The sequence below is a fragment of the Brevundimonas sp. SPF441 genome, from assembly GCF_009661015.1.
Taxonomy (GTDB): Bacteria; Pseudomonadota; Alphaproteobacteria; order Caulobacterales; family Caulobacteraceae; genus Brevundimonas; species Brevundimonas vesicularis.
Genome location: NZ_WJWX01000014.1, coordinates 24,034 through 48,143 on the forward strand (window position 1 = coordinate 24,034; position 24,110 = coordinate 48,143).

27 protein-coding genes are annotated in these 24,110 nt (G+C 66.2%); 11 read left to right on the forward strand and 16 right to left on the reverse strand.

Features of this window, described 5'->3' with window-relative positions:
• Position 1 precedes the first annotated feature (1 nt).
• The 3 genes from GGC30_RS09510 to GGC30_RS09520 are packed head-to-tail and all read right to left on the reverse strand — an operon-like array spanning position 2 to position 3,351.
• Positions 2-742, reverse strand: a complete 741-nt coding sequence (locus tag GGC30_RS09510; RefSeq protein ID WP_153923626.1) for a polysaccharide deacetylase family protein — start codon at positions 740-742, stop codon at positions 2-4.
• A 36-nt stretch (positions 743-778) separates the two neighbouring features.
• On the reverse strand, positions 779-2,074 hold the full coding sequence (gene pncB, locus GGC30_RS09515) for a nicotinate phosphoribosyltransferase (protein WP_153923627.1): 1,296 nt from the start codon (positions 2,072-2,074) through the stop codon (positions 779-781).
• A gap of 8 nt (positions 2,075-2,082) precedes the next feature.
• Positions 2,083-3,351: a DNA polymerase IV gene (locus GGC30_RS09520; protein WP_370451937.1), complete on the reverse strand. Its 1,269-nt coding sequence runs from the start codon at positions 3,349-3,351 to the stop codon at positions 2,083-2,085.
• Positions 3,352-3,457: 106 nt separating this feature from the next.
• Here GGC30_RS09520 and GGC30_RS09525 point away from each other — a divergent pair, with 106 nt between their 5' ends.
• Positions 3,458-3,823, forward strand: a complete 366-nt coding sequence (locus GGC30_RS09525; protein WP_164952723.1) for a response regulator — start codon at positions 3,458-3,460, stop codon at positions 3,821-3,823.
• Positions 3,820-5,181 carry a PleD family two-component system response regulator gene (locus GGC30_RS09530; protein ID WP_153923628.1) on the forward strand — a complete coding sequence of 454 codons (1,362 nt, stop codon included), beginning with the start codon at positions 3,820-3,822 and terminating at the stop codon, positions 5,179-5,181. Before GGC30_RS09525 ends, GGC30_RS09530 begins: the two co-directional genes overlap by 4 nt.
• A 75-nt stretch (positions 5,182-5,256) precedes the next feature.
• On the opposite strand, the gene rpmG is transcribed toward GGC30_RS09530, so the two are convergent.
• Positions 5,257-5,424, reverse strand: coding sequence for a 50S ribosomal protein L33 (rpmG, locus tag GGC30_RS09535; protein WP_003164451.1), 168 nt, complete (start codon positions 5,422-5,424; stop codon positions 5,257-5,259).
• Between the two features lie 126 nt (positions 5,425-5,550).
• On the opposite strand from rpmG, the gene GGC30_RS09540 reads away from it, so the two are divergent.
• A complete protein-coding gene (locus GGC30_RS09540; RefSeq protein ID WP_153923629.1) occupies positions 5,551-6,117 on the forward strand; it encodes a hypothetical protein in 567 nt (188 codons plus the stop codon).
• A 2-nt stretch (positions 6,118-6,119) separates the two neighbouring features.
• On the opposite strand, the gene GGC30_RS09545 is transcribed toward GGC30_RS09540, so the two are convergent.
• From GGC30_RS09545 to rnr, 3 genes are read right to left on the reverse strand one after another with little or no spacing between them, the layout of a single operon-like run.
• A complete protein-coding gene (locus GGC30_RS09545; protein ID WP_153923630.1) occupies positions 6,120-6,533 on the reverse strand; it encodes a DUF5990 family protein in 414 nt (137 codons plus the stop codon).
• Position 6,534: 1 nt separating this feature from the next.
• On the reverse strand, positions 6,535-7,236 hold the full coding sequence (locus GGC30_RS09550) for an NUDIX domain-containing protein (protein ID WP_370451938.1): 702 nt from the start codon (positions 7,234-7,236) through the stop codon (positions 6,535-6,537).
• Positions 7,233-9,542, reverse strand: coding sequence for a ribonuclease R (gene rnr, locus GGC30_RS09555; RefSeq protein WP_153923631.1), 2,310 nt, complete (start codon positions 9,540-9,542; stop codon positions 7,233-7,235). Before rnr ends, GGC30_RS09550 begins: the two co-directional genes overlap by 4 nt.
• 118 nt (positions 9,543-9,660) lie before the next feature.
• Here rnr and GGC30_RS09560 point away from each other — a divergent pair, with 118 nt between their 5' ends.
• Entirely contained in the window at positions 9,661-11,061 is a 1,401-nt protein-coding gene (locus tag GGC30_RS09560) for a cystathionine beta-synthase (RefSeq protein WP_228763692.1), read from the forward strand.
• Positions 11,062-11,065: 4 nt separating this feature from the next.
• Entirely contained in the window at positions 11,066-12,229 is a 1,164-nt protein-coding gene (locus GGC30_RS09565; RefSeq protein ID WP_153923633.1) for a cystathionine gamma-synthase, read from the forward strand.
• Between the two features lie 2 nt (positions 12,230-12,231).
• Here GGC30_RS09565 and GGC30_RS09570 read toward each other — a convergent pair whose 3' ends face one another.
• From GGC30_RS09570 to GGC30_RS09590, 5 genes are all read right to left on the reverse strand, one after another.
• Positions 12,232-12,489 carry a hypothetical protein gene (locus GGC30_RS09570; RefSeq protein ID WP_153923634.1) on the reverse strand — a complete coding sequence of 86 codons (258 nt, stop codon included), beginning with the start codon at positions 12,487-12,489 and terminating at the stop codon, positions 12,232-12,234.
• Positions 12,490-12,512: 23 nt separating this feature from the next.
• On the reverse strand, positions 12,513-12,707 hold the full coding sequence (locus tag GGC30_RS09575; RefSeq protein ID WP_055754798.1) for a hypothetical protein: 195 nt from the start codon (positions 12,705-12,707) through the stop codon (positions 12,513-12,515).
• Positions 12,708-12,758: 51 nt separating this feature from the next.
• Positions 12,759-12,971 carry a cold-shock protein gene (locus GGC30_RS09580; RefSeq protein WP_008260450.1) on the reverse strand — a complete coding sequence of 71 codons (213 nt, stop codon included), beginning with the start codon at positions 12,969-12,971 and terminating at the stop codon, positions 12,759-12,761.
• Positions 12,972-13,147: 176 nt separating this feature from the next.
• The gene (locus GGC30_RS09585) at positions 13,148-13,864 is read right to left on the reverse strand and encodes a TorF family putative porin (RefSeq protein ID WP_153923635.1); all 717 of its coding nucleotides are present in this window, start codon (positions 13,862-13,864) and stop codon (positions 13,148-13,150) included.
• Between the two features lie 38 nt (positions 13,865-13,902).
• Positions 13,903-14,835 (reverse strand): nitronate monooxygenase family protein, encoded by a 933-nt coding sequence (locus GGC30_RS09590; RefSeq protein WP_112861696.1) that lies wholly within the window; start codon positions 14,833-14,835, stop codon positions 13,903-13,905.
• A gap of 472 nt (positions 14,836-15,307) precedes the next feature.
• Between GGC30_RS09590 and queF the strand changes: the two genes are divergently transcribed.
• Positions 15,308-15,769 (forward strand): preQ(1) synthase, encoded by a 462-nt coding sequence (gene queF, locus GGC30_RS09595; protein ID WP_055805377.1) that lies wholly within the window; start codon positions 15,308-15,310, stop codon positions 15,767-15,769.
• A gap of 43 nt (positions 15,770-15,812) precedes the next feature.
• On the opposite strand, the gene GGC30_RS09600 is transcribed toward queF, so the two are convergent.
• Positions 15,813-16,580 (reverse strand): EAL domain-containing protein, encoded by a 768-nt coding sequence (locus GGC30_RS09600; protein WP_153923636.1) that lies wholly within the window; start codon positions 16,578-16,580, stop codon positions 15,813-15,815.
• Between the two features lie 157 nt (positions 16,581-16,737).
• On the opposite strand from GGC30_RS09600, the gene GGC30_RS09605 reads away from it, so the two are divergent.
• Entirely contained in the window at positions 16,738-17,610 is an 873-nt protein-coding gene (locus GGC30_RS09605; RefSeq protein ID WP_370451939.1) for a DUF817 domain-containing protein, read from the forward strand.
• Here GGC30_RS09605 and GGC30_RS09610 read toward each other — a convergent pair.
• Positions 17,582-18,244 carry a DedA family protein gene (locus tag GGC30_RS09610; RefSeq protein ID WP_153923637.1) on the reverse strand — a complete coding sequence of 221 codons (663 nt, stop codon included), beginning with the start codon at positions 18,242-18,244 and terminating at the stop codon, positions 17,582-17,584. The genes GGC30_RS09605 and GGC30_RS09610 overlap by 29 nt on opposite strands.
• A gap of 72 nt (positions 18,245-18,316) precedes the next feature.
• On the reverse strand, positions 18,317-18,910 hold the full coding sequence (locus GGC30_RS09615; protein ID WP_153923638.1) for a nitroreductase: 594 nt from the start codon (positions 18,908-18,910) through the stop codon (positions 18,317-18,319).
• Between the two features lie 45 nt (positions 18,911-18,955).
• Here GGC30_RS09615 and GGC30_RS09620 point away from each other — a divergent pair, with 45 nt between their 5' ends.
• Together GGC30_RS09620 and cysE are read left to right on the forward strand one after the other, a co-directional pair.
• Positions 18,956-19,582 carry an NUDIX hydrolase gene (locus GGC30_RS09620; protein WP_153923639.1) on the forward strand — a complete coding sequence of 209 codons (627 nt, stop codon included), beginning with the start codon at positions 18,956-18,958 and terminating at the stop codon, positions 19,580-19,582.
• Between the two features lie 20 nt (positions 19,583-19,602).
• Positions 19,603-20,430: a serine O-acetyltransferase gene (cysE, locus tag GGC30_RS09625; RefSeq protein ID WP_153923640.1), complete on the forward strand. Its 828-nt coding sequence runs from the start codon at positions 19,603-19,605 to the stop codon at positions 20,428-20,430.
• Positions 20,431-20,439: 9 nt separating this feature from the next.
• Here cysE and GGC30_RS09630 read toward each other — a convergent pair whose 3' ends face one another.
• Positions 20,440-22,527, reverse strand: coding sequence for a TonB-dependent siderophore receptor (locus GGC30_RS09630; RefSeq protein ID WP_153923641.1), 2,088 nt, complete (start codon positions 22,525-22,527; stop codon positions 20,440-20,442).
• Between the two features lie 54 nt (positions 22,528-22,581).
• Here GGC30_RS09630 and GGC30_RS09635 point away from each other — a divergent pair, with 54 nt between their 5' ends.
• Both GGC30_RS09635 and GGC30_RS09640 read left to right on the forward strand, forming a co-directional pair.
• On the forward strand, positions 22,582-23,778 hold the full coding sequence (locus tag GGC30_RS09635; protein ID WP_194943572.1) for a DUF1624 domain-containing protein: 1,197 nt from the start codon (positions 22,582-22,584) through the stop codon (positions 23,776-23,778).
• A gap of 72 nt (positions 23,779-23,850) precedes the next feature.
• Positions 23,851-24,072 (forward strand): DUF3126 family protein, encoded by a 222-nt coding sequence (locus GGC30_RS09640; RefSeq protein ID WP_039243756.1) that lies wholly within the window; start codon positions 23,851-23,853, stop codon positions 24,070-24,072.
• The last annotated feature ends 38 nt before the right edge of the window (positions 24,073-24,110 follow it).

Sequence of the window (24,110 nt, forward strand, 5' to 3'; positions counted from 1 at the left end):
CTCACGGTGTCGCCATCCGCCACGCCGCCGCGACCGGTTGAATGGCCAAGTCGGCCGCCCTGGCCAGTCGGATCAACCGATCGATGTCCTCCGGACGGCAGCCATACGGCGTCGGCGCGTCGCTGACATCGTGGCCGTAGGCGATCAGCCAGCCGTTCGAGGCCGCCGTCTCCGAAACCAGCGCCTCCAGATCGTAGCCGGGCAGACGACGGCTTTCCAGGCCGACGGCCTGCAGCAGATTGCGATCCGAACGCCCGGCGTTGATCCCGTCGCGCACCCCACGCCCGCACAAGAAACGGCGGTCGATCACGGCTTTCGATCCCAGGGCGCAATCCCCGAACGGATAGGCGAAGGTCTGCATTTCGTATCCGTCCAGCCGCTCGGCCACCCAGGCGGCGTTGCGGGCCAGGCTGGCGTCCAGTTCGGCCGGCGACAGGCTCAGGGTCGAGACATGCTCATAGGTGTGGCAGCCGACTTCGTGCCCGGCCTCATGGAGGGCTTGCAGATGCTCCACCTCAAACTGGGGCAGGTCCAGATTGCGACCGCCCGACAGCCCTCCACAGACATAGTAGGTCGCCTTGATCCCGTGCTGAGCCAGGATCGGTCCGGCCTCGGTCCAGGCCGACGCCGGGATGTCGTCGAACGACAGGCTGAGGATGCCGCGCGCGGTCCGCACGTCGGCAGGACGGACATCGAGATAGCGGCCGGCGCGGCGACGCATCTTGTCGATAAAGGCGCTCATGCCCGCCTTTTCGCATGACGGGCTTAAGGCCGGGTTTCAGACCGTGACGGGTTGAGCCGTCAGACCGCGCACGCCGAAGACACGGCGATACCGTTCGATCTCGCTGGGATCGCCGACCGCTTTCGCCGGATTGTCCGACAGTTTGACGGCGGGGCGGCCGCCGGCCTCGACCACCTTGCAAACCAGGGAGATCGGCTCCAGTTCCGGCGCGAAGGCGGGCGAACAGTCGCGAAAATCATTGGTCAGATTGGTGCCCCAGCCGAAGCTGAGCCGAGCGCGGCCGTGGAAATGGGCGTGCGTCGCCTCGATTCCGTCGATGTCCATCCCGTCTGAGAAGATCAGCAGCTTCTCCTTTGGCTCTCGTCCATGCGCGCGCCACCAGTCGATCAGGCGGTCGCCGGCCGGGATCGGCGGGGCCGAGTCGGGACGGAACCCGGTCCAGTCCGCCACCCAATCGGGCGCCTGCTCCAGAAAGGCCTCGGTGCCGAAAGCGTCGGGCAGGACGATCAGCAGATTGCCCGCATAGTGCCTGCGCCATTCGTCCAGCACCGCATACGGCACCTGGGCCAACGCCGCGTCGTCGGGCGCCAGGGCCGCTAGAACCATCGGCAGTTCGTGGCCGTTGGTGCCGATGGCTTCCAGATCGTTCTCCATGGCGTGCAGGACGTTGGATGTGCCGATGAAGGATTTGCCCAGCCCCTCCTTCAACGCCTGAATGCACCAGCGTTGCCAAAGGAAGCCGTGCCGCCGCCGCGTGCCGAAGTCGGACAGGGCGAGGTCGGGCAAGAGCCGCAGCCGCTCGACCTTGGACCAAAGCCGCGTCTTGGCGCGCGAATACAGGATGTCCAGCTCAAACCGACCCAGCCGCCGCATCCCGACCCGGCAGCGCAGCTCGTTCAGGATCGCCAGCGCCGGGATTTCCCACAGCGTCACCTCGGCCCAGGCGCCCGAGAAGGTCAGCACATACTGCCCGTCCTGAACCGACAGCTCGTAGTCTGGCAGGCGATAGTCGGTCAGCCAGGCGATGAAGTCGGGCGAGAAGATCTGCTTCACGCCATAGAAGCTGTTGCCCGCCAGCCAGACCAGTTCCTTGTTGGTGAAGCGCAAGGTGCGGGCATGATCCAGCTGCTCACGCAGGGCATCGATATCGATCTCGTCGGCCAGACGCACGGTCTTGGTGCGGTTGATGACCTGGAAGACGACCGGCACGTCGCGATGCTCGCGCCAGATCATCTGCAGCATCAGCAGCTTGTAGAAGTCCGTGTCCAGCAGACTGCGGACGATCGGGTCCAGGCGAAAGCCATGGTCATAGGCGCGTTTGGCGAGATCCATGCCCTGTCCTACGGCTTCAGTGCGCGGCCCGCCACCACCGCATCCTTGCCGAACTTCTCGCGCAGCACATCGATGGCGCGCTCTGTCTTCAAGGCGCGCGTCTCGGTGGTCTGAAACAGGCCGGCGGGCGCGTCCTCGGCGTCCTGCACGTCCGCCATGCCGATGCCGATCAGGCGATAGGGCCGGCCCAGCTCGGGCTTCAGCAGATCGCGCCCCGCGGCGAACAGGGCGCGCGCGGTCTGCACCGGGTCGGGCAGGGTGACGCGTCGGGTCACGATCTTGAAGTCGGTGCGGCGCAGCTTGAGCACCAGCACCCGGCTGGCGACCCCGTCGCGCCGGGCCTTGGACGCCAGCTTCTCGCACAGGGGCCACAGCTCGGCCTCCAGCGCTTCGGCCGACGTCAGGTCTTCGTTGAAGGTGGTTTCGGCGCTCATACCCTTGCGGTCGCGCTCAGGGTTCACGGCGCGGGCGTCGCGGGCGTGCGCCAGATCGTGCAGGCGCAGACCGGATTCGCCGTAGCGTTTGACCAGGTCGCGCACGTCGGCCCGCGCCAGATCGCCAATGGTCGAATAGCCGTCGCTGCGCAATGCCTTGCCGAACACAGGCCCGACGCCGGGCAGGGCGGTGACAGGGCGAGGCGCGAGCAGGGCCTGGGCGTTGGCGGTGCCGACGACGGAGAAGCCGCGCGGCTTGTCCATCTCCGACGCCATCTTGGCCAGGAAGCGGTTGGGCGCTAGGCCGATTGAGACGGTCAGGCCGGTCTCGTCCTCGATCTGTTTCTGGAACCGGATCAGCTGTAGCGCGGGCGGCCCGCCGTTCAGCCGCTCCGTGCCCGACAGATCGACCCAGGCCTCATCCAGCGACAGCGGCTGGATCAAGGGCGTCAGCTGCCCCAACGCCCCCAGAATGCGCTGCGATTCGAAGACGTATTTGGCGAAATCCGGCCTGATCACAACGGCTTCGGGACAGGCCTTCAGCGCCTTGAACATGGGCATGGCGGAGCCGACGCCGTACTGGCGCGCGACATAGCAGGCGGTGGAGACCACGCCGCGCTTTCCGCCGCCGACGATCACCGGCTTGTCGCGCAATTCTGGCCGGTCGCGCTTCTCCACCGAGGCGTAGAAGGCGTCGCAGTCCATGTGGGCGATCGACAACTGGTCCAGTTCGGCGTCTGCGACCACACGCCGAGATCCGCACGCCGGACAGCGGTTCTCGCGCGGCCCGGCGGGATCTTCGCCGGTCCACAGGCAGTCGCGACAGATGGCCTTGATGGCCACGCTTAAGGTCTCCGTAAGGTTGGCTTCACCCCAACTTAAGACTGGGCGCCTACGAATGCGACCAACGAGGCGTCCCGCGTTCGAGGGGCGCGCAGGTCAGGTGATGATGTCCAAGAAAGTCCTCATCGTCGAGGATAACGAGCTGAACATGAAGCTTTTTCATGATCTGCTCGATTCCCAGGGCTATGAGACCCTGCAGACCCGCGAGGGCTTGCAGGCGCTCGCCTTGGCGCGCGCCCATCATCCCGACCTGATCCTGATGGATATCCAGTTGCCTGAAATCTCGGGCCTGGAGGTCACCAAATGGCTGAAGGACGACGAGGAGCTGAACCACATCCCCGTCATCGCCGTCACCGCATTCGCCATGAAGGGCGATGAGGAGCGGATACGTCAGGGCGGCTGCGAGGCCTATATCTCCAAGCCGATCTCGGTCATGCACTTCCTTGAAACCATCCGGCAGCACCTCGGATGAGCGCCCGTATCCTCGTCGTCGACGATGTGGACGTGAACGTCCGCCTGCTCGAAGCCAAGCTGACCATCGAATATTACGATGTGCTGACCTGTAACGACGGCCTGTCAGCCCTGGCCATCGCCGCCGAGCACCAGCCGGACCTGATCCTGCTGGACGTCATGATGCCCGGCATGGACGGGTTCGAGACATGCCGACGGCTGAAGGCCCAGGCCGAGACGCGCCATATCCCCGTCGTGCTGGTCACGGCGCTGGACGGGCGGGAGGATCGGATCAAGGGGCTTGAGGCCGGAGCTGACGACTTCCTGACCAAGCCCATCGACGACGTCATCCTGTTCGCGCGGGTCAAGTCGCTGACGCGGCTGAAGCACGTCATGGATGAGCTGCGCGAGCGCGAGGAAAGCGGCCGTCGCCTGGGCGTCGATTCGGACAATGCTGCGCGGCTGCGTAGCGAGGGCGGGCGGGTTCTGATCGTCGACGACGACCAGCGTCAGGCCGAGAAGATCGCCCAGGAACTGGGCGGCGAACATCGCGTCACCATCGAAACAGATCCCGAGGCGGCGCTGGTTGCGGCCAAGGGCGCGCTGGACCTGATCATCGTCAACGTCGCCGCCGCCAACTTCGACGGGCTTCGGATTGTCGCTCAGGCCAAGTCGGGCGATGCCCGCCGCGCGCCGATCCTGGCGATCGTGGAGCCGACCGAACGGCCGCGCATGATCAAGGCATTGGAATTGGGCGCCGCCGACATCCTGCCGCGCCCCGTCGATACCGAAGAACTCTCGGCGCGGGTTCGCACCCAGATCCGACGCAAACGTTACACCGACTTCCTGCGCCAGAAGCTGGACAGCAGCATGGAAATGGCCGTCACCGACGCCCTGACCGGTCTGCACAATCGGCGCTACATGACTGGCCAGCTACAGGCGCTCGTGGGTCGTGCGGCCCAGGGCGGAGCCCAGGTGGCCGTGCTGGTTTTGGACATCGACCACTTCAAGTCCGTCAACGACAGCTTCGGCCACGACGCCGGCGACGAGGTGCTGGTGGAGTTCGCCGTGCGCCTGGCCACCAATGTCCGGGCCGTGGATCTGCCATGCCGCATGGGCGGTGAGGAGTTCGTGGTGGTCATGCCGGGCGCCAGTCTGGAAGACGCCGGCCGTGTCGCCGAACGGATTCGCCGAGACGTCGCCTCAGCGCCGTTCCGCGTCATGGGCGGCAAGGAGCAGATCACCATCACCATCTCGATCGGCGTGGCCGCCACGACCGGCGACGGCGATACGCCCGAGGGCTTGCTGAAGCGCGCCGACGAAGGGGTCTATGAGGCCAAGGCCGCCGGCCGCAACCGGGTCATCGCCAAGGCGGCCTGACGCGGGCGCACAGACAACGAAAAACGCCCGGCTGGAGACCAACCGGGCGTTCTCACTTTTCAACCGATCAAGGACTTACTTGATCTTGCCTTCCTTGAACTCGACGTGCTTGCGCACGACGGGGTCGTACTTCTTGACGACCATTTTCTCGGTCATGGTGCGGGCGTTCTTCTTGGTGACATAGAAGAAGCCGGTGTCGGCCGTGGAGTTCAGGCGGATCTTGATGGAAGCCGGTTTGGCCATCGGAATTACCTCTGCGACGGCGAAAGCCGCTTAAAATAAGAGGCGCGGAACATACTCAGGATCGCCCTAAAGTCAACGGGCGCGATGCCACGTTGATGAGGCGGAAAGCACATATAGTCTGACCGCATGAAAATCGCATCCCTGCTGGCCGCTACGGCCCTGATGTCCTTGTCGTGCGTCGGCGTCGCAACGGCCGATCCGGCTCAGTCCCAGGACGATTTCCTGGCGCGGTTGAACGCCCTGTGCGGCCAACGATTCGAAGGACGGGTCGTCACCACCGACGCCGCCGACGCCAAGTTCGCCAGCGAGCGGCTGGTCATGCAGGTCCGCGACTGTTCGCCGGACGAGGTGCGTATTCCCTTCGCCGTAGGGTCGGATCGTTCGCGCACCTGGGTGGTGACGAAGACCGACACGGGCCTTCGGCTGAAGCACGATCACCGACACGCGGACGGCACGACCGACGTGCTGCATTGGTATGGCGGCGATACGGTCAACGCCGGCACGGCCGAGCATCAGGAGTTCCCGGTCGACGCCGAATCGATCGCCCTGTTCAACGAAAACGACGCGGCCGTCTCGACCACCAATGTCTGGGCGATGGAGGTTTATCCCGACCGAGTGTTCGCCTACGAACTGCGTCGTCCCAACCGGCATTTCCGCGTCGAGTTCGACCTGACCAAGCCGATGGCCGACTAGGGTCAGACTGCGCGCCAGGTCCGGATCGGTCGCACGGTGGCGCAGGCGGGACCGCCGTCCTTGGCGCGGCCGGGCAGGACGACTTCCAGAACCGCGCCTTCGCGCGCCTGGGCCAGCAGATCGGCGGGAATGTCGTGGACGTCGATCTTGGCGCGTCGGCTCCATTCGCTGGCGTGCTGGCCTGCCGACTTGCCGATCGCGATATAGACGAACCGCCGCGTTGCTCCCTCGCGCCGCACGAAGGGGCCGGTCAGGCGGCCATCCTCGGACAGGGTGACGGGCGCGTCGAAGCTGATCGGACCGTCGGCGGCGATGTGCGACTCGACCGGCATGTTCGCCTTGTCCTGCAGGCTGTAGGCGACGCCCGCGACCGGATCGGCGATCGTCAGGCGCAGGGTGATCGTCGTTCCGGCCATGTCAGTCCCTGTGTTCCACCGTATGCCGACCCCGCACCATCCGCACGAAGGGCAGGGGGCGGTTTGGGTGTTCCAACCGCTCGGCCAGTTCACCCAGCACAAACCGGGTGATGGCGGGCAGGTCCAGTGCGCGCGCCTCGTCCAACGGCAGCCAGGCGATCTCGTCCAGTTCGCCCGACCCGGCGGTCGGTTCGGGTGTCAGCAGGGCCTCGGCCGAGGCCATGAAGAACCGCGCGTCGAACCGCCGCGTGCGGCCCGGCGGCGTGATGGCGCGGGCGATGTAGGACAGGACCGACAAATCGGGCAGGGCGCCCGCCTGACGATACTCGCGCCACGGTCCAGCGACGGAGGCGCGGGGCGCCGGCCGCCCCAGAATCAGCCCTGTCTCCTCGAACGTCTCGCGCACCGCTGTCAGGGCCAGGGCGCGCGCACGGCGAGCGGGCAGTTCGCCTTCCAATCGCCGCGCAACCTCGCCCGACAACTCACCCGTCGCGGCGGCGGTGAAGTCGCTGCGATCGATCCGCCCGCCCGGAAACACCCATTTCGACGCCATGAACACATGCCCCGGCGCGCGCCGCCCCATCAGCACCTCGGGCCGATCGCGGCCGCGCGTCAAGATCAGCGTCGCCGCATCCTTCGGCCGCTGAGCCCCGCCGACACGCGGGGTGTCGGCCAGATCCTGAGCGGCGTCGAAAGGGGTCACTTTCGCTTGCCCTTCCTCACGCCCTTCAGGCCGCCGGAGGGTTTGGAGCCGTTGCGGGGCTTGGGGCCGCCGGGCCGGTTCTTGCCGCGCATCGGCGGGCCGTCGCCGCCGCGTCCGCGAATGCCATAGCGGGGCGCGGGGGCGTTGGGATCGCGAGGTTCGGGCTCGCTGAGCATTTCGAACACAAGGCCGCCGGTGAGGGGCGTGGCCTCGCGCAGCTTGACCTCGACCATCCGGCCCAGAGTGAAGCGTTTGCCGGTGCGTTCGCCGACCAGGGCGTGGGCGCGGTCGTCGTGGGTGAAGTATTCGCTGCCGAGCGTGGAGACGGGCACCAGGCCGTCCGCGCCCGTATCCTCCAGACGAATGAACAGGCCGAACCGCGTCACGCCGGTGATCCGCCCGGCGAAGGTCGCGCCGACGTGCTCTTCCAGATAGGCGGCGATGTAGCGATCCATGGCGTCGCGCTCGGCGGCCATCGACCGGCGCTCGGTCATGGTCACGCCCTCGGCGATGGCCGGCAGTTCGGCGATCTCGCGGTCGGTCAGTCCGTCCTTACCCAAGCCCAGCGCCCGGATCAGGCCGCGGTGGACGATCAGGTCGGAATAGCGCCGGATCGGCGAGGTGAAGTGGGCGTAGCGATCCAGGTTCAGGCCGAAGTGGCCGATGTTCTCAGGAGAGTAGATCGCCTGCATCTGGCTGCGCAGGACCACCTCGTTGACCACGTCGGCGTGTTCGGTGTCGCGCGTCTCGTCCAGCAGTTTGTTGAACCGCTTGGTCGTGCCGGGCTCGCCCTTGTTCCAGGGCTTGCCGATGGTCGACAGGAAGTCGGCCAGGTTGAAGATCTTCTCCTGGCTGGGCGTATCGTGGACGCGGTAGATCAGCGGCGTCTTCTTCTGCTCCAGCGTTTCTGCGGCGCAGACGTTGGCCTGGATCATCATCTCTTCGATCAGCCGGTGCGCCTCCAGCGAAGCGCGCTTTTCGATGGAGGCGATGCCGCCATCGGGCGCCATGCGGATGCGGCGTTCAGCCGATTCGATCTGCAGCGGGCTGCGCTTGAGCCGGCCCTTCAGCATGGCGTGATAGGCGTTCCACAGCGGATAGAGGATCGCCTCCATGATCGGGCCGGTCGTGTCGTCAGTTTGCCCATCAATGGCGGCCTGCGCCTGCTCGTAGCTGAGCTTGGCGTGCGACCGCATCAGGCCGCGCACGAACCGGTGGCCGGTCTTTCGTCCGTCCTTGTCGAAGACCATCCGCACGGCGAGACAGGCGCGGTTCTCGCCCTCCTTCAGGCTGCACAGACCGTTCGACAGCACTTCCGGCAGCATCGGCTCGACGCGATCGGGGAAATAGGTCGAGTTGCCCTTGTCGCGCGCCTCGCGGTCCAGCTGGCTGCCGGGGCGGACGTAGGCGGCGACGTCGGCGATGGCGACCCAGACGATCCAGCCGCCCTCATTTTTCGGATCCTCGTCGCGCGCCGCATAGACGGCGTCGTCGTGGTCGCGCGCATCGGCGGGGTCGATGGTGATGAAGGGGACCTCGCGCAGGTCCTCGCGGCCCTTCAGGGTCGGCAGGGCCTGATCCTCGGCCTCGCGTTCGACCGCTTCGGAGAAGCCGGTCGGGACGCCGTGGGCGTGGATGGCGATCAGGGAGGCGGCGCGGGGATCATCCTCCTTGCCGATGTGCTCCAGAATTTTGCCGCGCTTGGGACCATAGCGTTGGTCGCCTTTCTCAATCGCGGCCAGGACCAGGTCACCGTCGCGCAGGTCGCCGGACTGGGCCTGGGGCACCACCAGCACGTCCTTGGAGCGACGATCGACCGGCTCGACACGGGTTTCGCGCGCTGACTTGCGGATCACGCCCAGGACGCGGTTGGTCCCCACATCCAGCTTCTTGATCAGCCGGGCTTCCCAACCCTCCGCGCCGCGCTGGAACTTCACCAGCACGCGGTCGCCCAGGCCAGGGGCGGCCTTTGACTTGTCGGGCATCAGAATGGCGCGCGGGGCGTCGGGACTGGCCTCGACCAGGCGAACATACAGTTCGCCGTCGCCGTCGCGCTCGATCACATCGGCGACGCCGACGGGGGGCAGGGCGCCGGCTTCGGAAAAGCCTTTGCGACCGCGTTTGCCCAGTCGCCCTTCGGCTTCCAGTTCGCGGATCATTTCGCGCAAGGCCCTGCGGTCACCGCCTTTCAGCCCGAAATGGCGCGCGATGTCGGTCTTCTCGGCCGATCCGGCCTCGCGCAGAAAGGCGACGAGGGTGTCTTTGTCGGGGAGACCGGCGGGCGGCCTCTTGGATGATTTGGTCATTATGTCTTTCGTAGCGCGGAACCGCGCCCTTGAGTAAATCTTGAGGGGTCAAATCTTGCGTGAGTTGACCATGTGAAGGCGGGGCTTCAGCTTCCGCCCGCCCCGAATGGAGTTTTCGATGTCCCTGACCGCCCCCGCCCTGAGCGCGACCGTCTCGTCGCCGCTGGATCTGATCGGCAAGACGCCGATGGTGGAGGTGACGAAGATCGACACCGGCCCGTGCCGCCTGCTGCTGAAGCTGGAGTCCCAGAACCCCGGCGGTTCGATCAAGGACCGGATCGCCATCTCGATGCTGGACGCCGCCGAGCGCGAAGGCTTCCTGAAGGAAGGCGGCACCATCGTGGAGGCGACGGCGGGCAACACCGGCCTGGCGCTGACGTTGGTCGGTCGGGCCAGGGGATATAAGGTGCTTCTGGTCATCCCGGACAAGATGTCCAAGGAAAAGATCCAGCATCTCAGGGCGATGGGCGCCGATGTTCGTCTGACGCGTTCGGACGTGCCGCATGGCCACCCGGAATACTATACCGACATGGCCGAGCGTCTGGCCCAGGGCATTCCCGGCGGCTTCTACGTCAATCAGTTCGCCAACACCGCCAACGCCGAGGCCCATGTGAAGACGACGGGCCCCGAAATCTGGGAGCAGACGGGCGGCGACATCGACGCCTTCGTCGCCGGCATCGGCTCGGGCGGGACGATCACCGGCACGGCGCAGTTTCTGAAGAGCGTTGGCTCGAAGGCCCAGATCATCTTGGCGGATCCCGTCGGCTCGACCCTGGCCGGCATCGTCAACGACGGCGTGCCGGGGCCGGAAGGCAGCTACACCGTCGAGGGAATCGGCCAGAACTTCGTGCCCGACACGGCGGACATGAGCCTGATCGACAAGGCCTATTCGATCCCCGACGCCGAGGCGATCGCCACGGCGCGCGAGCTGCTGCTGAAGGAAGGCATCCTGGCTGGCTCGTCGTCCGGCACCCTGATCGCCTCGGCCCTGCGCTGGTGCCGCGAGCAGACGGAAGCGAAGACCTGCGTGACCTTCGTCTGCGACACCGGGGCCAAGTATCTGTCGAAGGTTTATAACGACGCCTGGCTGGCGGATCAGGGCCTGGGCGAGCGCGAGCTGCACGGCGACCTGTCGGACCTGATCAACCGCAAATACGAGAAGGGCGACGTCGTCGTCGCCGGGCCGGGCGATACCCTGGACACCGCCTTCAAGCGGATGAAGGGCGCCGACGTATCGCAACTGCCGATCATCGAAGACGGCCGGCTGATCGGGATCTTGGACGAAAGCGACCTGATCCGCATCATGAACACTGACGAGATCACGCGGAAGGAGCGGTTCGCCAAGCCGGTGGCCTCGGCCATGACCCGCGATCTGGACACGCTTCAGGTTAATGAGCCTCTGGACGCTCTGATCCCTGTCTTCGACCGCGACCGGGTGGCCATCGTGTTGGACGGAGAGCGGTTCGTCGGCCTGATCACCCGCACCGACCTGATCAACCACCTCAGCCTGAACCGGTAAGTCCATGAGCGACAAGAAGAACAGCCAGGGCTTTTCGACCCGCGCCATCCATGCGGGCCAACATCCTGACCCGACGACGGGCGCGGTGATGACGCCGATCTACGCCACCTCGACATACGCCCAGGAAAGCCCGGGCGTGAACAAGGGTTATGAGTATGCGCGGGGCAAGAACCCGACGCGCGAGGCGTTCGAGGCCTGTATCGCGGACCTCGAGGGCGGCACGCACGGGTTCGGCTTCGGCTCGGGCATGGCTGCGACCTCGACGGCGCTGGAGTTGCTGGATGCGGGCGATCACATCGTCACCGGCGACGACCTGTACGGCGGTTCGTGGCGGCTGTTCGAGCGGGTGCGCCGGCGCACCATGGGGCTGGACTTCGCCTATGTGGACCTGAGCGACATCGCGGCGGTCGAGGCGGCGATCACTCCCAGGACGAAGATGCTGTGGGTCGAGACGCCCACCAATCCCCTGATGAAGCTGGCCGATATCGCCGCCCTGTCGAAGGTGGCCAAGGCGCATGGGTTGCTGCTGGTCGTGGACAACACCTTTGCCACCCCCTTCTGCCAGCAGCCGCTGAGCCTGGGGGCGGACGTGGTCATGCACTCGGCGACCAAATACCTGAACGGCCATTCGGACATTATCGGCGGGGTGCTGGTGACGGCGGACGCCGAGTTGGCGACGCGGATCAAGTTCCTGCAGAACTCGGTCGGCGGGATCATGGGGCCGTTCGACGCCTTCCTGGCCAACCGGGGCTTGAAGACCCTGGCGCTGCGGATGAAGGCGCACTGCGAGAACGCGCTGACCATCGCGCGCTGGCTGGAGACGCGCGCGGGGATCGCCAAGGTGATCTATCCCGGCCTGATCGCTCACCCTCAGCATGAGCTGGCCGCGCGCCAGATGAGCGGCGGCTTTGGGGGGATGGTGACGGTGATCCTGGAGGGCGATCTGGAGCGCACCAAGCGGGTGCTGGAACGGGTTCAGGTCTTCACCCTGGCGGAATCGTTAGGCGGGGTTGAAAGCCTGGTGAACCACCCGGCCATCATGACCCACGCCAGCGTGCCCAAAGAGGTTCGCGAGGCGGGCGGCGTGACCGACAACCTGATCCGTCTGTCGGTCGGGGTCGAGAATGTCGAGGACCTGATCGCGGATCTGGATCAGGCCCTGGGCTGATCTCAGCTGGAGGGAAGGGCTGTCTGGTGGCCGGTGACCGGCGGCAGCTTCTTCTTAAGGGCGGCGCGCTTGACCGGGGCCTTTGCGGGCTTGGGCAGGGCCGCGCGGCGAGCTATTTCGGTGTCGATGACCGGGATGATGTCGCTGGCGGCCATGACCTGGGTCGAGGCGCCGTGTTCGACCAGGCGGGCGGCGTTGGCGCGCAGCGTCGTCAGGTCGGCGTCGGTCATCGCGGGGATCATGTCGGCGAGCGGGGTCATGTCGGCATCCGTATGCAGAAGCCTCAGGGCTGGCGCGACAGGCGCCAGCCCTTCAGCTGATTGAAGGCGATTTCCACCGTCACGCGGTCGCCCAGCAGCGAGACGCCCGTCTGGGCGCCCAGCGAGGGCAGGACCGTGATCAGGTGGCCGTTGTCCAGGCGAACGCGACGGCCGCCGAGCGGCATCAGTTTGATGACCTCGCCGTCGAAAGCGATCACGCCGGCCCTGGTCGGGGCCGGCTCGTTCGTGTTGGACGCGTGGAGCGTGTCCTACTCCGCCGCCGTAAGGCGACCGGCGGACTCTTTGCCGGAGCGCGAATCGCGCTCGATTTCGTAGGAAATCTTCTGGCCTTCGTTCAGCGAGCCGACGCTCGAGGTTTCGACGGCCGAGGCGTGGACGAAGACGTCCTTGCCGCCGTCATCGGGCGCGATGAAGCCGTAGCCTTTGGTGGGGTTGTACCATTTTACAGTGCCGGTAGCCATTTGGAGACCTCCGTCTGGCGTTGACCGCAGGGAGGGATCCCTGGTCGGCCTGTCGGGTCTGAATGGGATCGGCTTTTGGACCTCGGTGCGTGATGCAAAGGGAGCAGCGGCGTTACGCAGAGAGATCGACCAGACCTAGATGGGCGCCTGACAACCGTTACGCAAGGGGCTGGCGATCAGAAGGCGTAGGCGACCTTTGCGACCAGGGCGTCCTCATATTGTTCGCCGAAGGTGTGGGCGTCGGTGTCGTAGTAGCGCAGGTCGAGCTCAAGGGCGTCGGTGAGGGCGTAGGTCACGCCGGCGTTCCAGCCGGTGTAATCGGGCGCGCCGTTCTGCTCGCGACGACCGACGGCGACCGTGCCGTTCAGTTGGGGCGTGAAGTCCCAGCCCAAGCGGCCCTCGACCCAGGTGAAGCTGTCGGTCGAGCCGGCGGCGTCGGGCGAATACTGGACCTGCAGTCGCGCGCTGGCCGGGCCGATCGAGCGGCTGGCGTTGCCAGTGATCTCCCAGGCGTCCTGATCATAGCCGGCTTCGGCGTCGAGGCGGTTCTTGTAGGCGACGTTGAAGTCGAACCGATAGCCGAAGGCTTCAGGCTGATAGCCGACCACGAACTCGGCCTCGACGTTTGAGCCGCCGGCTTGGATCGTCTGGAAGCCGGGGCCGACGTAGAACAGGCCGTCCGCGCTTTCCCACGTCGCCGAGCCGAAGGCGTAGCCGTCGTTGCCGGACTTGGACGCATCCTTGGAGCGGTTGTCCGTGCCCGCGCCCAGTTCGAAGGACCAGGCGTCGCGCGTGGACGTCGGGGCGGACCCAGACGCCGACTGGGCGGCGGCCGGCAGGGCGACGGCGAGCACGGAGACGGAGAGGGCGGCGAGGACGGTCGTGCGGATCATGGGGGCTCCAGCGCGAGAGAAGCGGATTTGCGCCGCCTTTAGCGTGCTCCGGCCTTGATGGCGAATTCCTCCGTGGCCTGAGCGAACTCTTGTCGCAGGCGCGCGACCAGTTCGGCGGTCGGCAGGACGTCGTGGATGGCGCCCGCGCCCTGGCCGGCGGACCAGACGGTCTTCCAGGCCTTGGCCTCGTCGCCCATGTCCAGCTTGTGCTCGGGCAGGGTCTTCGGATCGATGCCGTTCTCGATCAGCGACTTGCTCATGAAGTTGGCGGGGATGCCGGACACGGCGGGCGTGTGGACGATGTCGGTCGCGCCGCTGTCGATGACCATCTGCTTGTAGGCGTCGGCGGCCATGGCCTCGGTCGTGTTGATGAAGCGCGTGCCCATATAGGCGAAGTCCGCGCCCAACATCAGGGCGGCCGCCACATCCTGACCCGTCGAGAGCGCGCCCGACAGGATGATGGTCCCCTTGAAGAAGCTGCGAACCTCATTGACCAGGGCGAAGGGGTTGATGATGCCCGCATGGCCGCCCGCGCCGTTGGCGACCAGGATCAGACCGTCGACGCCCGCCTCGGCCGCCTTTCGCGCATGGCGAATGTTGGCGATGTCGTGGAAGACCTGACCGCCGTAGCCATGCACCGCGTCGACCACGTCGCGCACGGCGCCCAGGGAGGTGATGATCAGCGGCACCTTCTCCTCGACCGACACCATCATGTCGGCCATCAACCGGGGGTTGGTCGGGTGGACAATGTGGTTGACACCGAAAGCCGCGGCCTCGGGCTTCAGCCGGCCTTTGATTTCATGAATCCAGTCGCGATAGCCCTCGGTCGTGCGCTGGTTCAGCGACGGGAAGGTGCCGATCACGCCCGCATTGCAGGCCTCGACCACCAGATCCGGTCCGGACACCAGGAACATCGGCGCCGAAATGATCGGCAGGATCAGACCTTTTTGCAGCGAAGCGGGAATGGCCACGGGCGTCTCCTTTGGTTTTCTTTCGCTACGCTTAGCGGGCTGTCGCCGGGGAAGGCAATCGCGGGGATTTCAGACGGTGGCGCGAAAAAATGAGTCTAATTCGTCTAATCTCGGGTCGGGGGCGGGGTGAAATAGGGCGGTGGCCGGCGTGGGTGAAAACCGGCCATCATACGGCGGTTCGGGCGTAGGGTCGGTCGATTGACGCTGGTCGCGGCGAAGGCGTTGAAAGGGCGAGGGAAGCCGTCCGGGATTAGGATGGCTGGCTGGTCGTCTCCCTTCTCCTATTGGGAGACGGTGGCCCGGATGGCCGGATGAGGGTCGGTCGGTTGGCCAGATCGCGCCATCCGACCCTCACCCTTTCGCGCGATGACGCCGGCTGACGCCGCCGTGCGCTCAAGCCCTCTCCCAATGGGAGAGGGAAGTGGAGTGGGGGAGGATTTCCAAGCCGGTCGCAAGCGCCTAAATGCCCGGCATGACCCACTATACCGACAACCTCAGCCAGCTCGGCGCCCAGACCGCCGCACCGACCAGTCCCGAGACGGCGGTGCTGGAGCGGGTGCCGAACCCGCATGCGGACACGCTATATCTGGCCCGGTTCACGGCGCCGGAGTTCACCAGCCTGTGCCCGGTGACAGGCCAGCCGGATTTCGCCCACATCGTCATCGACTACGCGCCGGGCGACTGGCTGGTCGAGTCCAAGAGTCTGAAGCTGTATCTGACCAGTTTCCGCAATCACGGCGCCTTCCACGAGGACTGCACCGTCGCCATCGGCCGCAAGCTGGCCGACCTGCTTGAGCCCAAATGGCTGAGGATCGGCGGATACTGGTATCCGCGCGGTGGCATCCCGATCGATGTCTTCTGGCAGACCGGCGCGCCGCCCGAGGGGCTGTGGCTGCCGGACCAGGGCGTGCCGACCTATCGCGGGCGGGGGTAGTCGGAGTGGGCGGGTCCGCCGTTCAGCGGCGCGCGCGTGGCGATCAGGCGCTCAGGGCCGCAGGCGCGACCTGATCAGGCCAGGCGACAGGCGAGAGGGCTTCCAGGGCCGGCTTCGCCAGCAGATAGCCCTGCATCAGATCGACGCCGAGATCGCGCAGGACATCATGTTCGGCCAGGGTCTCGATGCCTTCGCAGACCGGCTGGATGCCCAGGTCCCGCAGCATGTTCAGCGTGTTGCGCACGATGGTGCGCTTGACCGTGTTGGTGTCGATGTCGCGAACCAGGGCCATGTCCAGTTTGACGATGTCGGGCTGGAACAAGGTGAGCAGGCCCAGACCCGCATAGCCGGCGCCGAAGTCGTCGATGGCGGTCTTGAAGCCCATGGCGCGATAGGATCGCAGGATGTTGAGGATGTGGTCGGTGTCCATCACCTCGCTTTCGGTGAACTCGAAGATGATCCGATCCACCGGGAAGTTGGTGCGCATCGCCGCCGCCAGGGTGGCGCGGATGCAAGCGCGCGGTTCATAGACGGCGTTGGGCAGGAAGTTGATCGACAGGCTGGCGCCGCCCGCAGTCATATCCAGACCGGCGGCGAGATCGATGGCGGTCGTGCGGCATAGCTGATCGAAGGCATAGCGGTTGTCGTGGGAGATATGCGACAGAACCTGACCCGCGCCCCGGCCGTCCTTGCCCCGCACCAGGGCCTCGTAGGCGAAGACCGTCTGGGTCGTCACATCGACGATCGGCTGGAACGCCATGGTGATCGGCAGGTCGAACCCCGCCCCATCCTTACAGCCTGCGCAAGACATAAGCTTCTCCTACTGGCCGGCAAGTCTAAGGCGGCAGGCGTTAAAGACTGATGTCGAACAGGAAATTCGCTCTCGGGTTCCTTCGTGCGGTTGAAACGCCTTAGCGGTAGAGCGGTCCGCTCTTGAAGTTTTTCGCTGCGCCGTCACGGGTAATGCGATGAAGCACGCACTTCCGCTCGAAGCCCGGGGGCGCCGTCTGATGACGCGGGCGGAGGCGTGGGCGGATGGGTCCCGACCGCGTCGATACGCCTATGAGTTCCTGTGGTTCGGGCTGAAGCAGGGGTGGGCGTGTCTGTTCGGGGGGCTGATGCTGGCCCTGATCCTGGGGACGTTTCTGCTTTGGCCGGAGAGGGCGCCGGTGTCCCGTTACGATTTCCTGGCCGTCGGGGCGGTGGTCATCCAGGCGGCGATGCTGATCTTCCGGCTGGAAAGCTGGGAAGAGGCGCGGGTGATCTTCCTGTTCCATGTGGCGGGGACGATCATGGAGCTGTTCAAGACCGCGCACGGGTCGTGGGTTTATCCCGAGGATAGTCTGCTGCGGATCGGGGCGGTGCCGCTGTTCTCGGGCTTCATGTATGCCGCGGTGGGCAGTTATATCGCGCGGGTGCAGCGCATCTTTCATATCCGGGTGCGGACGTATCCGCCGCTGTGGACGACCTGGGTGCTGGCGGCGGCCATCTACGTCAACTTCTTCGCCCATCACTGGCTGCCGGACGTGCGCATCGCGCTGTTCATCGCGACCGCCGTTTTGTTCGGGCGGGGATGGTTCTATTTCACGGCGGACCGGAAGCGGCGGTCGATGCCGCTGCTGCTGGGCTATTTCCTTGTGGCGCTGTTCATCTGGTTCGCCGAGAACCTGGGCACGCTGGGGCGGGCCTGGGTGTATCCGGGGCAGGCGGACGGGTGGGAGATGGTGTCCCTGGCCAAGCTGGGCAGCTGGTTCCTGCTGATGATCATCTCGGTGGTGCTGGTCTCGTTGGTGCACCGACCGGAAGAGGAACTCAGCGGCCCTGCAACGCCCCGCGCATGATGGCCGACTTGCGGCTCACGCGGGCCTTCACCAGTCGATAGACGACAGCGACGACCAGGATGGTGACGGCGAGGCCGCCGATCAGCAGGGTCGGGCCATGGGCCTCGCTGAGGACTTCCATCTTCGCCAGGCCCTGGGCGGCGAGATAGCCCGGCGCCAGCATGGCCAGCACCCAGACGATGCCGGATGTGACATTGCCGAACTGGAAGGCCCGCTGACGCATCCTGAGCATGCCAAGGGTCAGCGGCACGAAGGCGCGCAACGGACCGAAGAAGCGGCCGACGAAGATCGACATGACGCCGTAGCGACGGCAGTACAGGCGCGTCCAGGCGATGCGGCGGCGGTGCGCCTTGAACATCGGGCGCTGGAGGAAGCGCACGCCCAGCCGACGTCCGGCCCAGTAGGAGATGGCGTCGCCGATCACCGCGCCGATGACGCAACCGACGATGACATTGACGGGGTCCAGCACGCCGGCTGCGATCAGGCCGCCCGCCGCGACCAGCAGGCCGGTGGCGGGCACGAAAGCGCCGACGACGGCCAGCGACTCGACGAACACGACCAGGCCCAGCATGACGCCGGCCCACATATGGTTGCGGGCGACGAAATCGCCCACGGCTTGCAACAGGGAATCCATACGAAGGCCTTGGGGGAGGAAGGCGGGGTCGGTCGAGGTCAAACTGACTTGGGGCGACCTTATGTCACCCGCTTACGGCAGGCGTGTGACCTTGGCGGCCAAGTCGGGACGCGGGCGTTCCAGCGCGGGTTCGTTCAGCGTGCCGATGTGGATGAAGCCGGCGACGCTCTCGCCCTCGCTCAGGCCGAACAGAGCCGTGGCCTGGGGGTCGTAGCTATACCAGTCGGTGATCCAGCTAGACGAATAGCCGAAGCTGCAAGCCGCGTGTTCCAGGTTCATGCAGACGGCGCCGGCCGACAGGTGCTGCTCCCAGATCGGCTTGGACCCTTCGACCGGCGTCGAGACGACCAGGATGGTGACGGGCGCGGCGGTCAACTTGGCCAGGACCGCCTGATCCTTGGCCGGGCCGTTCCTGAGTTCGACCAGCACGGCGAGGCGGGCGGCGATGTCGGCGCGCGATTGCGGACCCAGGACCACGAACCGCCAGGGGAACAGCTTGCCGTGATCGGGCGTGCGGGCGCCCAGGGTCAGGATCTCGTTCAGTTCCGCCTCGGACGGGCCGGGCGCGACCAGGGCCTGGGCCGGGGCGGAGCGCCGCTGGGCCAGGCGGTCGCGGAAATCTTTGGACGGAACGGGCGGGGGCAGGGGTTCGTTGAGCGCGACCATGCCGTCTAGCTAGGCTTTCATCCACGTCTTCGCCATAGGTGGCCCATGCGCAAATCCAACGAACCGAAATGGGCCGAGGGGCTGTCGAAACCGCCGGCCTGGCGCAGCGACGGAACCGAGACGGTGTTCGACAGCCCCTGGATGGCGCTGACCCGGCATCCGGCGACGGCGCCGACCGGGATGAAGGCCGACTATGCTGTCGTGCGGTTCAAGAACGTCGGGACCGGCGTCCTGCCCGTCCACGACGATGGGACGGTGACCTTGGTGGGCCAGCAGCGGTTCGCCCACGCCAACTATAGCTGGGAAATGCCCGAAGGCGGCGCGCCGCTGAACGAGGATCCCTTCGACGGCATCCGGCGCGAACTGGCCGAAGAGGCGGGATTGCAGGCCGAACACTGGCTGCCGGCGCTGAAGGTGGAGATGTCGAACTCCATCACCGACGAGATCGGCATGACCTGGATCGCCTGGGGCCTGTCGCCCGCGCCGACCGATCCCGATCCCACCGAGATCATCGCCGTGGTGCGCGTGCCGTTCGTGGATCTGCTGGACGAGATCGGGAGGGGAACGGTGCGCGACAGCCTGACGGTGGCGACGGCCTATAAAGCCTATCATATGGCGATGAACGGCGAACTGCCCGAGGCGCTGGCGCGCGCCTTGCTGGGGCGCGTATGATGTCGCCGAAGGAGCCGGTCATGGCCAAGCTGGAAGTCGTCGCAGAACTCGAAATGGACACCGTGTGGCGTCAGCTGCGCGCCTCGGCCGAGGCGGCGTCGCGCGAGGAGCCGCAACTGGGCTCGCAGATGAATGCGGTGATCCTGTCGCACGACGACCTGGCGGGCGCGCTGAGCTTCCAGATCGCGCGCAAGCTGGCGGACGGCGAGATGAGCGCCATGTCGGTGCGCGAAGTCTGTCTGTCGGCGTTCAAGGCCGACCCGTCGATGGTCGAGGCGGCGGAGGCCGATCTGCAGGCTGTGGCCGAACGCGACCCGGCGATCCGCAACCTGTTGCAGCCCTTCCTGTATTTCAAAGGCTTCCAGGCCTTGCAGGGCTGGCGCGTGGCGCACTGGCTGTGGGGACAGGGGCGCGAGACGCTGGCCTTCCACTTCCAGAGCCGGATCTCAGAACTGTTCCAGCTGGACATCCATCCGGCCGCGCAGATGGGCAAGGGGCTGTTTCTGGATCACGGCACGGGCATCGTGATCGGCGAGACGGCGGTGGTCGGCGACGACGTGTCGATGCTGCACGGCGTGACCCTGGGTGGGACGGGCGCCGAACGCGGCGACCGCCACCCCAAGATCGGCAAGGGCGTCCTGTTGGGCGCCGGGGCAAAGGTGCTGGGCAATATCCATGTCGGCGACTACGCCAAGGTGGCGTCCGGCTCGGTGGTGCTGAAGGCCGTGCCGTCCGGCTGCACCGTGGCGGGGGTGCCGGCCCGGCTGGTCAACTGCCCGACCAATGCCGAACCGGCCCGGACCATGGATCACACCCTGGCCGAGGTGGTTTACGACTTCGTCATCTGAGCCGACGCCTCACAGGGCGATCCTGAGCGAGGCGCGGACGCTGCGTGGGGCGCCGGGGTAGATCCACAGGGCGCTGTAGGAGCTGGCGGCGTAACGCTCGTCAAACAGGTTGTCGATCTCGACGCGGGCGGTGATCTGGGGCGTCAGTCCGTAGTCCAGCGCCGCCTTGGCCTTCCAATAGGCGGGCAGTTCGGGCGCGCCGAGCGCCAGGCCGCCGGCCCGGTCGCCGACGTAGGCCGCGCCGGTCATGAACGACCAGGTCGTGCCGTGGATGGTGGGGAAGCGACCGATCACGAACAGCGAGCCCGAATGTTCGGGCACGTTCAGCACGGCGTCGGTTGCGAAGGCGCTGTCGTCGGCCTTGGCGTCGGTCCAGCCGTAGTTGGCCACCACCTGCCAGACGTCGTCGATCTTCAAGGCGCCGTCCAGCTCGATCCCGCGCGTCGTCAGCTTGCCGACCGGGGCCAGGAAATTGGGATCGACGGGATCAGTCGTCAGAATGTTCGACTTCTCGATGTCGAAGACGGTGGCGGCCAAATCCAGTCCGTCCCAGGCGCCGGCCAGGCCGATCTCATAGCCCTTGCCATCCTCGGGCGCGAAGCCGGAGCCGTCGCGGCCCGTGCCCGAGTTCAGCACGAACGACTGACCATAGCTGGCGTGGGCGGTCAGGTTGTCGGTCAGGCGATAGCGGGCGGCGAAGCGGTATTTCAGGGGCGTATCGCGGGCCTCGCCGACGGCGCCAGTGCGGTTGTTTCGGATGGTCTGGTCGTAGTCGTCGAATCGCAGCCCGGCCAGCAGGCTGAGGCGGTCGTTCACCTCCCACAGATCCTGGGCGTACAGGGTGACGACGTCGCGCGTTTCCAGATTGTCGGTGAAGGGCAGGGGCGTCGGCGGCGTGATCGCGCCATAGACGGGATTGAGGACATTGATCGGATAGGGATTGGCCGCAGTCGGATTGATGCGCAGCCACTTCTCGCCATAGGTCAGCTGATAGGCCTTCACCCCGAAACCGAGGTTGTGAACGCCCAGCCCCGTTTCGACCACGCCGTTCAGCTCGAGCCGGGCCGACAGGTCCTCGACCGAGAAGTCGCGTCCGCGACGCTGACGCCACAGCTGGTCGCCGACCAGGCGCGACTGATCGCTGGACAGGCCCTTCAGCGAGCCGCCGCGCCAGGCGACGCCGCCGTTCAGGCTCCAGTCGTCATTGATCCGGTATTCGCCGGTGATCTGATGCCGTTCGTTGCGGAAGCGGGTCACGCCGTCGCCGGGCTCGCCGTAGTAGTTGGAGGGCGGCAGGAACAGCGCGTCGCCGTTGATCGCCGGCATCCCCCGGTCGAACAGGGTCGTGAAGGTGGTGAACTCGCCCACATAGGTCAGGCGCAGATCATCGGTGGGACGCCAGGTCAGGGACGGCGCCACGACGGTGCGGTCCAGGCCGACATAGTCGCGCCAGCCGTTCGAGGTCTCGCCCGCCACCACAAGCCGTCCGGCCAGGGAGTCGTTGATCGGGCCGGTCAGGTCCAGCTCGCCGCGACGCAGGCCGAAGGATCCCACCGTGGCGGTAAAGGCGGCGGCGGGCGCAAAACGCGGGGTCTTGGAGACGATATTGATGCGTCCGGCCGGGTCGATGTCGCCGAACAGCGCGCCGGACGGCCCCTTCAGCACTTCGATCCGCTCGGACGTCGCTGGGTCGCGAGGCGGGGCCATGCCGCGATTGGCCAGGAAGCCGTCGACATAATATTCCGCGCCGCCGTCGGGCGTGCCCAGGAAGCCGCGGATGGCGAAGTTGTCCATGACGCCGCCGCGATTGTTCTGCTGGCTGATGCCGCTGACCAGTTCCAGCGCATCGGCAAGGCGCGTTGCGCCCACGGCCTTGATCAGATCGTTCTCGATAGAGCGGCTGGACGGAGACATGGCCTCGGTGATCGATCCTGCGCCCAGGGTCAGGTCACGCGGCGCCGAACGGCGGCCCAGAACGACGATCTCCCCGACAGTCGCGGGTTCGGCCGTCCCAACGGGCAATGGGACGGGTGTGACGATGGGGCTGTTGGCGGCGCCCAGCAGGCATGCGCCGGCGCAGCTCAGGAGGAGAGACAAGGCAGACTCCGTTTGAAACGTTATAATATATCGGCTATCCGCTCCGGTATGACGATGTCAACCGCTGCAACGCCTGTCCCCGCCTTCGCCACTCCGATAACCGCCGCGGTCCGAGCGGTCGGTCGGATTCGATCCATCGACGCCCTGCGCGGGCTGGTCATCCTGCTGATGCTGGTCGATCACGCGCGGGAGTTCTTCTTCATCCACGCCCAGGTCTCGGACCCGATGAATGTGGAGACGACCTCGCCGGCGTTGTTCTTCACCCGGCTGTCGGCCCATCTGTGCGCGCCGGTGTTCGTGGCCCTGACGGGGTTGGGAGCCTGGCTGTACGGAAACAAGCAGGCGGGCGGTGGGAACGGAGCCGGCGCGGCATCGGCCTTTCTGCTGAAACGCGGTGTGTTTCTGGTCGTGCTGGAGCTGACGGTGGTCAACTTCGCTTGGACCTTCTCGATCACGCCCGAGTTGATCTATTTGCAGGTGATCTGGGCCATCGGCCTGTCGATGATCGCGCTGGCGTCCCTGGTGCATCTGCCGCGCGCGGTGCTGATCGGCGTGGGGTTGGTCATCGTGCTGGGTCACAATCTGCTGGACCCGATCACCATCGCGGCAGGGCAGCCAGGCCATGCGATCTGGGCTGTGCTGCATGATCGCGGTTTCATCGATTTGCCGTGGAGCGGTCAGGCGAGGACCTCCTATCCGCTGCTGCCGTGGATCGGCGTGGCGGCTTTGGGCTATGCCATAGGGCCGTGGTTCGCAGGCGGGCAGGGGACGCGGCTGAAGCGGCTGGTGCTGACCGGAGTGGGCGCGCTGGCCCTGTTCGTCGTGCTGCGGGCGATCAACGTCTACGGCGATGCGCCGTGGGCCGTGCAGGCGACGCCGATCCAGACGGTGATGAGCGTGCTGAACCTGACCAAATATCCGCCGTCGGCCGACTTCCTGCTGCTGACGCTGGGGATAGGCGCGCTGATCCTGGCGGGGCTGGAAAAGGCGCCGGATCGGTTGGTCGGCGTGCTGGCGGTCTTTGGCGGAGCGCCGCTGTTCTTCTATCTGATCCACCTCTACGGGCTGCATCTGCTGAACCTGGCGGCCCTGATGCTGTTCGGCGCCAATCAGGGCGAGGGCTTCGGCGTGCCCGGCGTCGGCTGGGTGTGGTTGCTGGCGGGCCTGGTCGCCGTGCCTTGCTGGTTCGCCTGCCGATGGTTTGGCGGGGTCAAGCGGCACAGTTCGCAATGGTGGATGAAGTATCTCTGAAGCGGGAAAATGCGCGGCGCCAGTTTCCCTGAACCGCCGATGTCTCTAGGGTCCGCCGCCAACGTCCAGACCATGAGGCCCCCCGTGAAAGACACCGACCTGAAGCGCATCGAGGCTCACCTCAAGCGCACCTTCAACACCGGCGGCATCATCGTGAAGGCCCGCCCCAAGCAGAATGACTCGGCCGAGGTCTATGTCGGCGACGAGTTCATCGGCATCGTTTTCGAGGATGAGGACGAGGAAGGCTCGTTCATGTTCGAAATGGCGATCCTGGCCGAAGACCTTCCGGCCTAAAGCGCCGACCGATCCGACCGCCCGGCGTGAATGCGCCG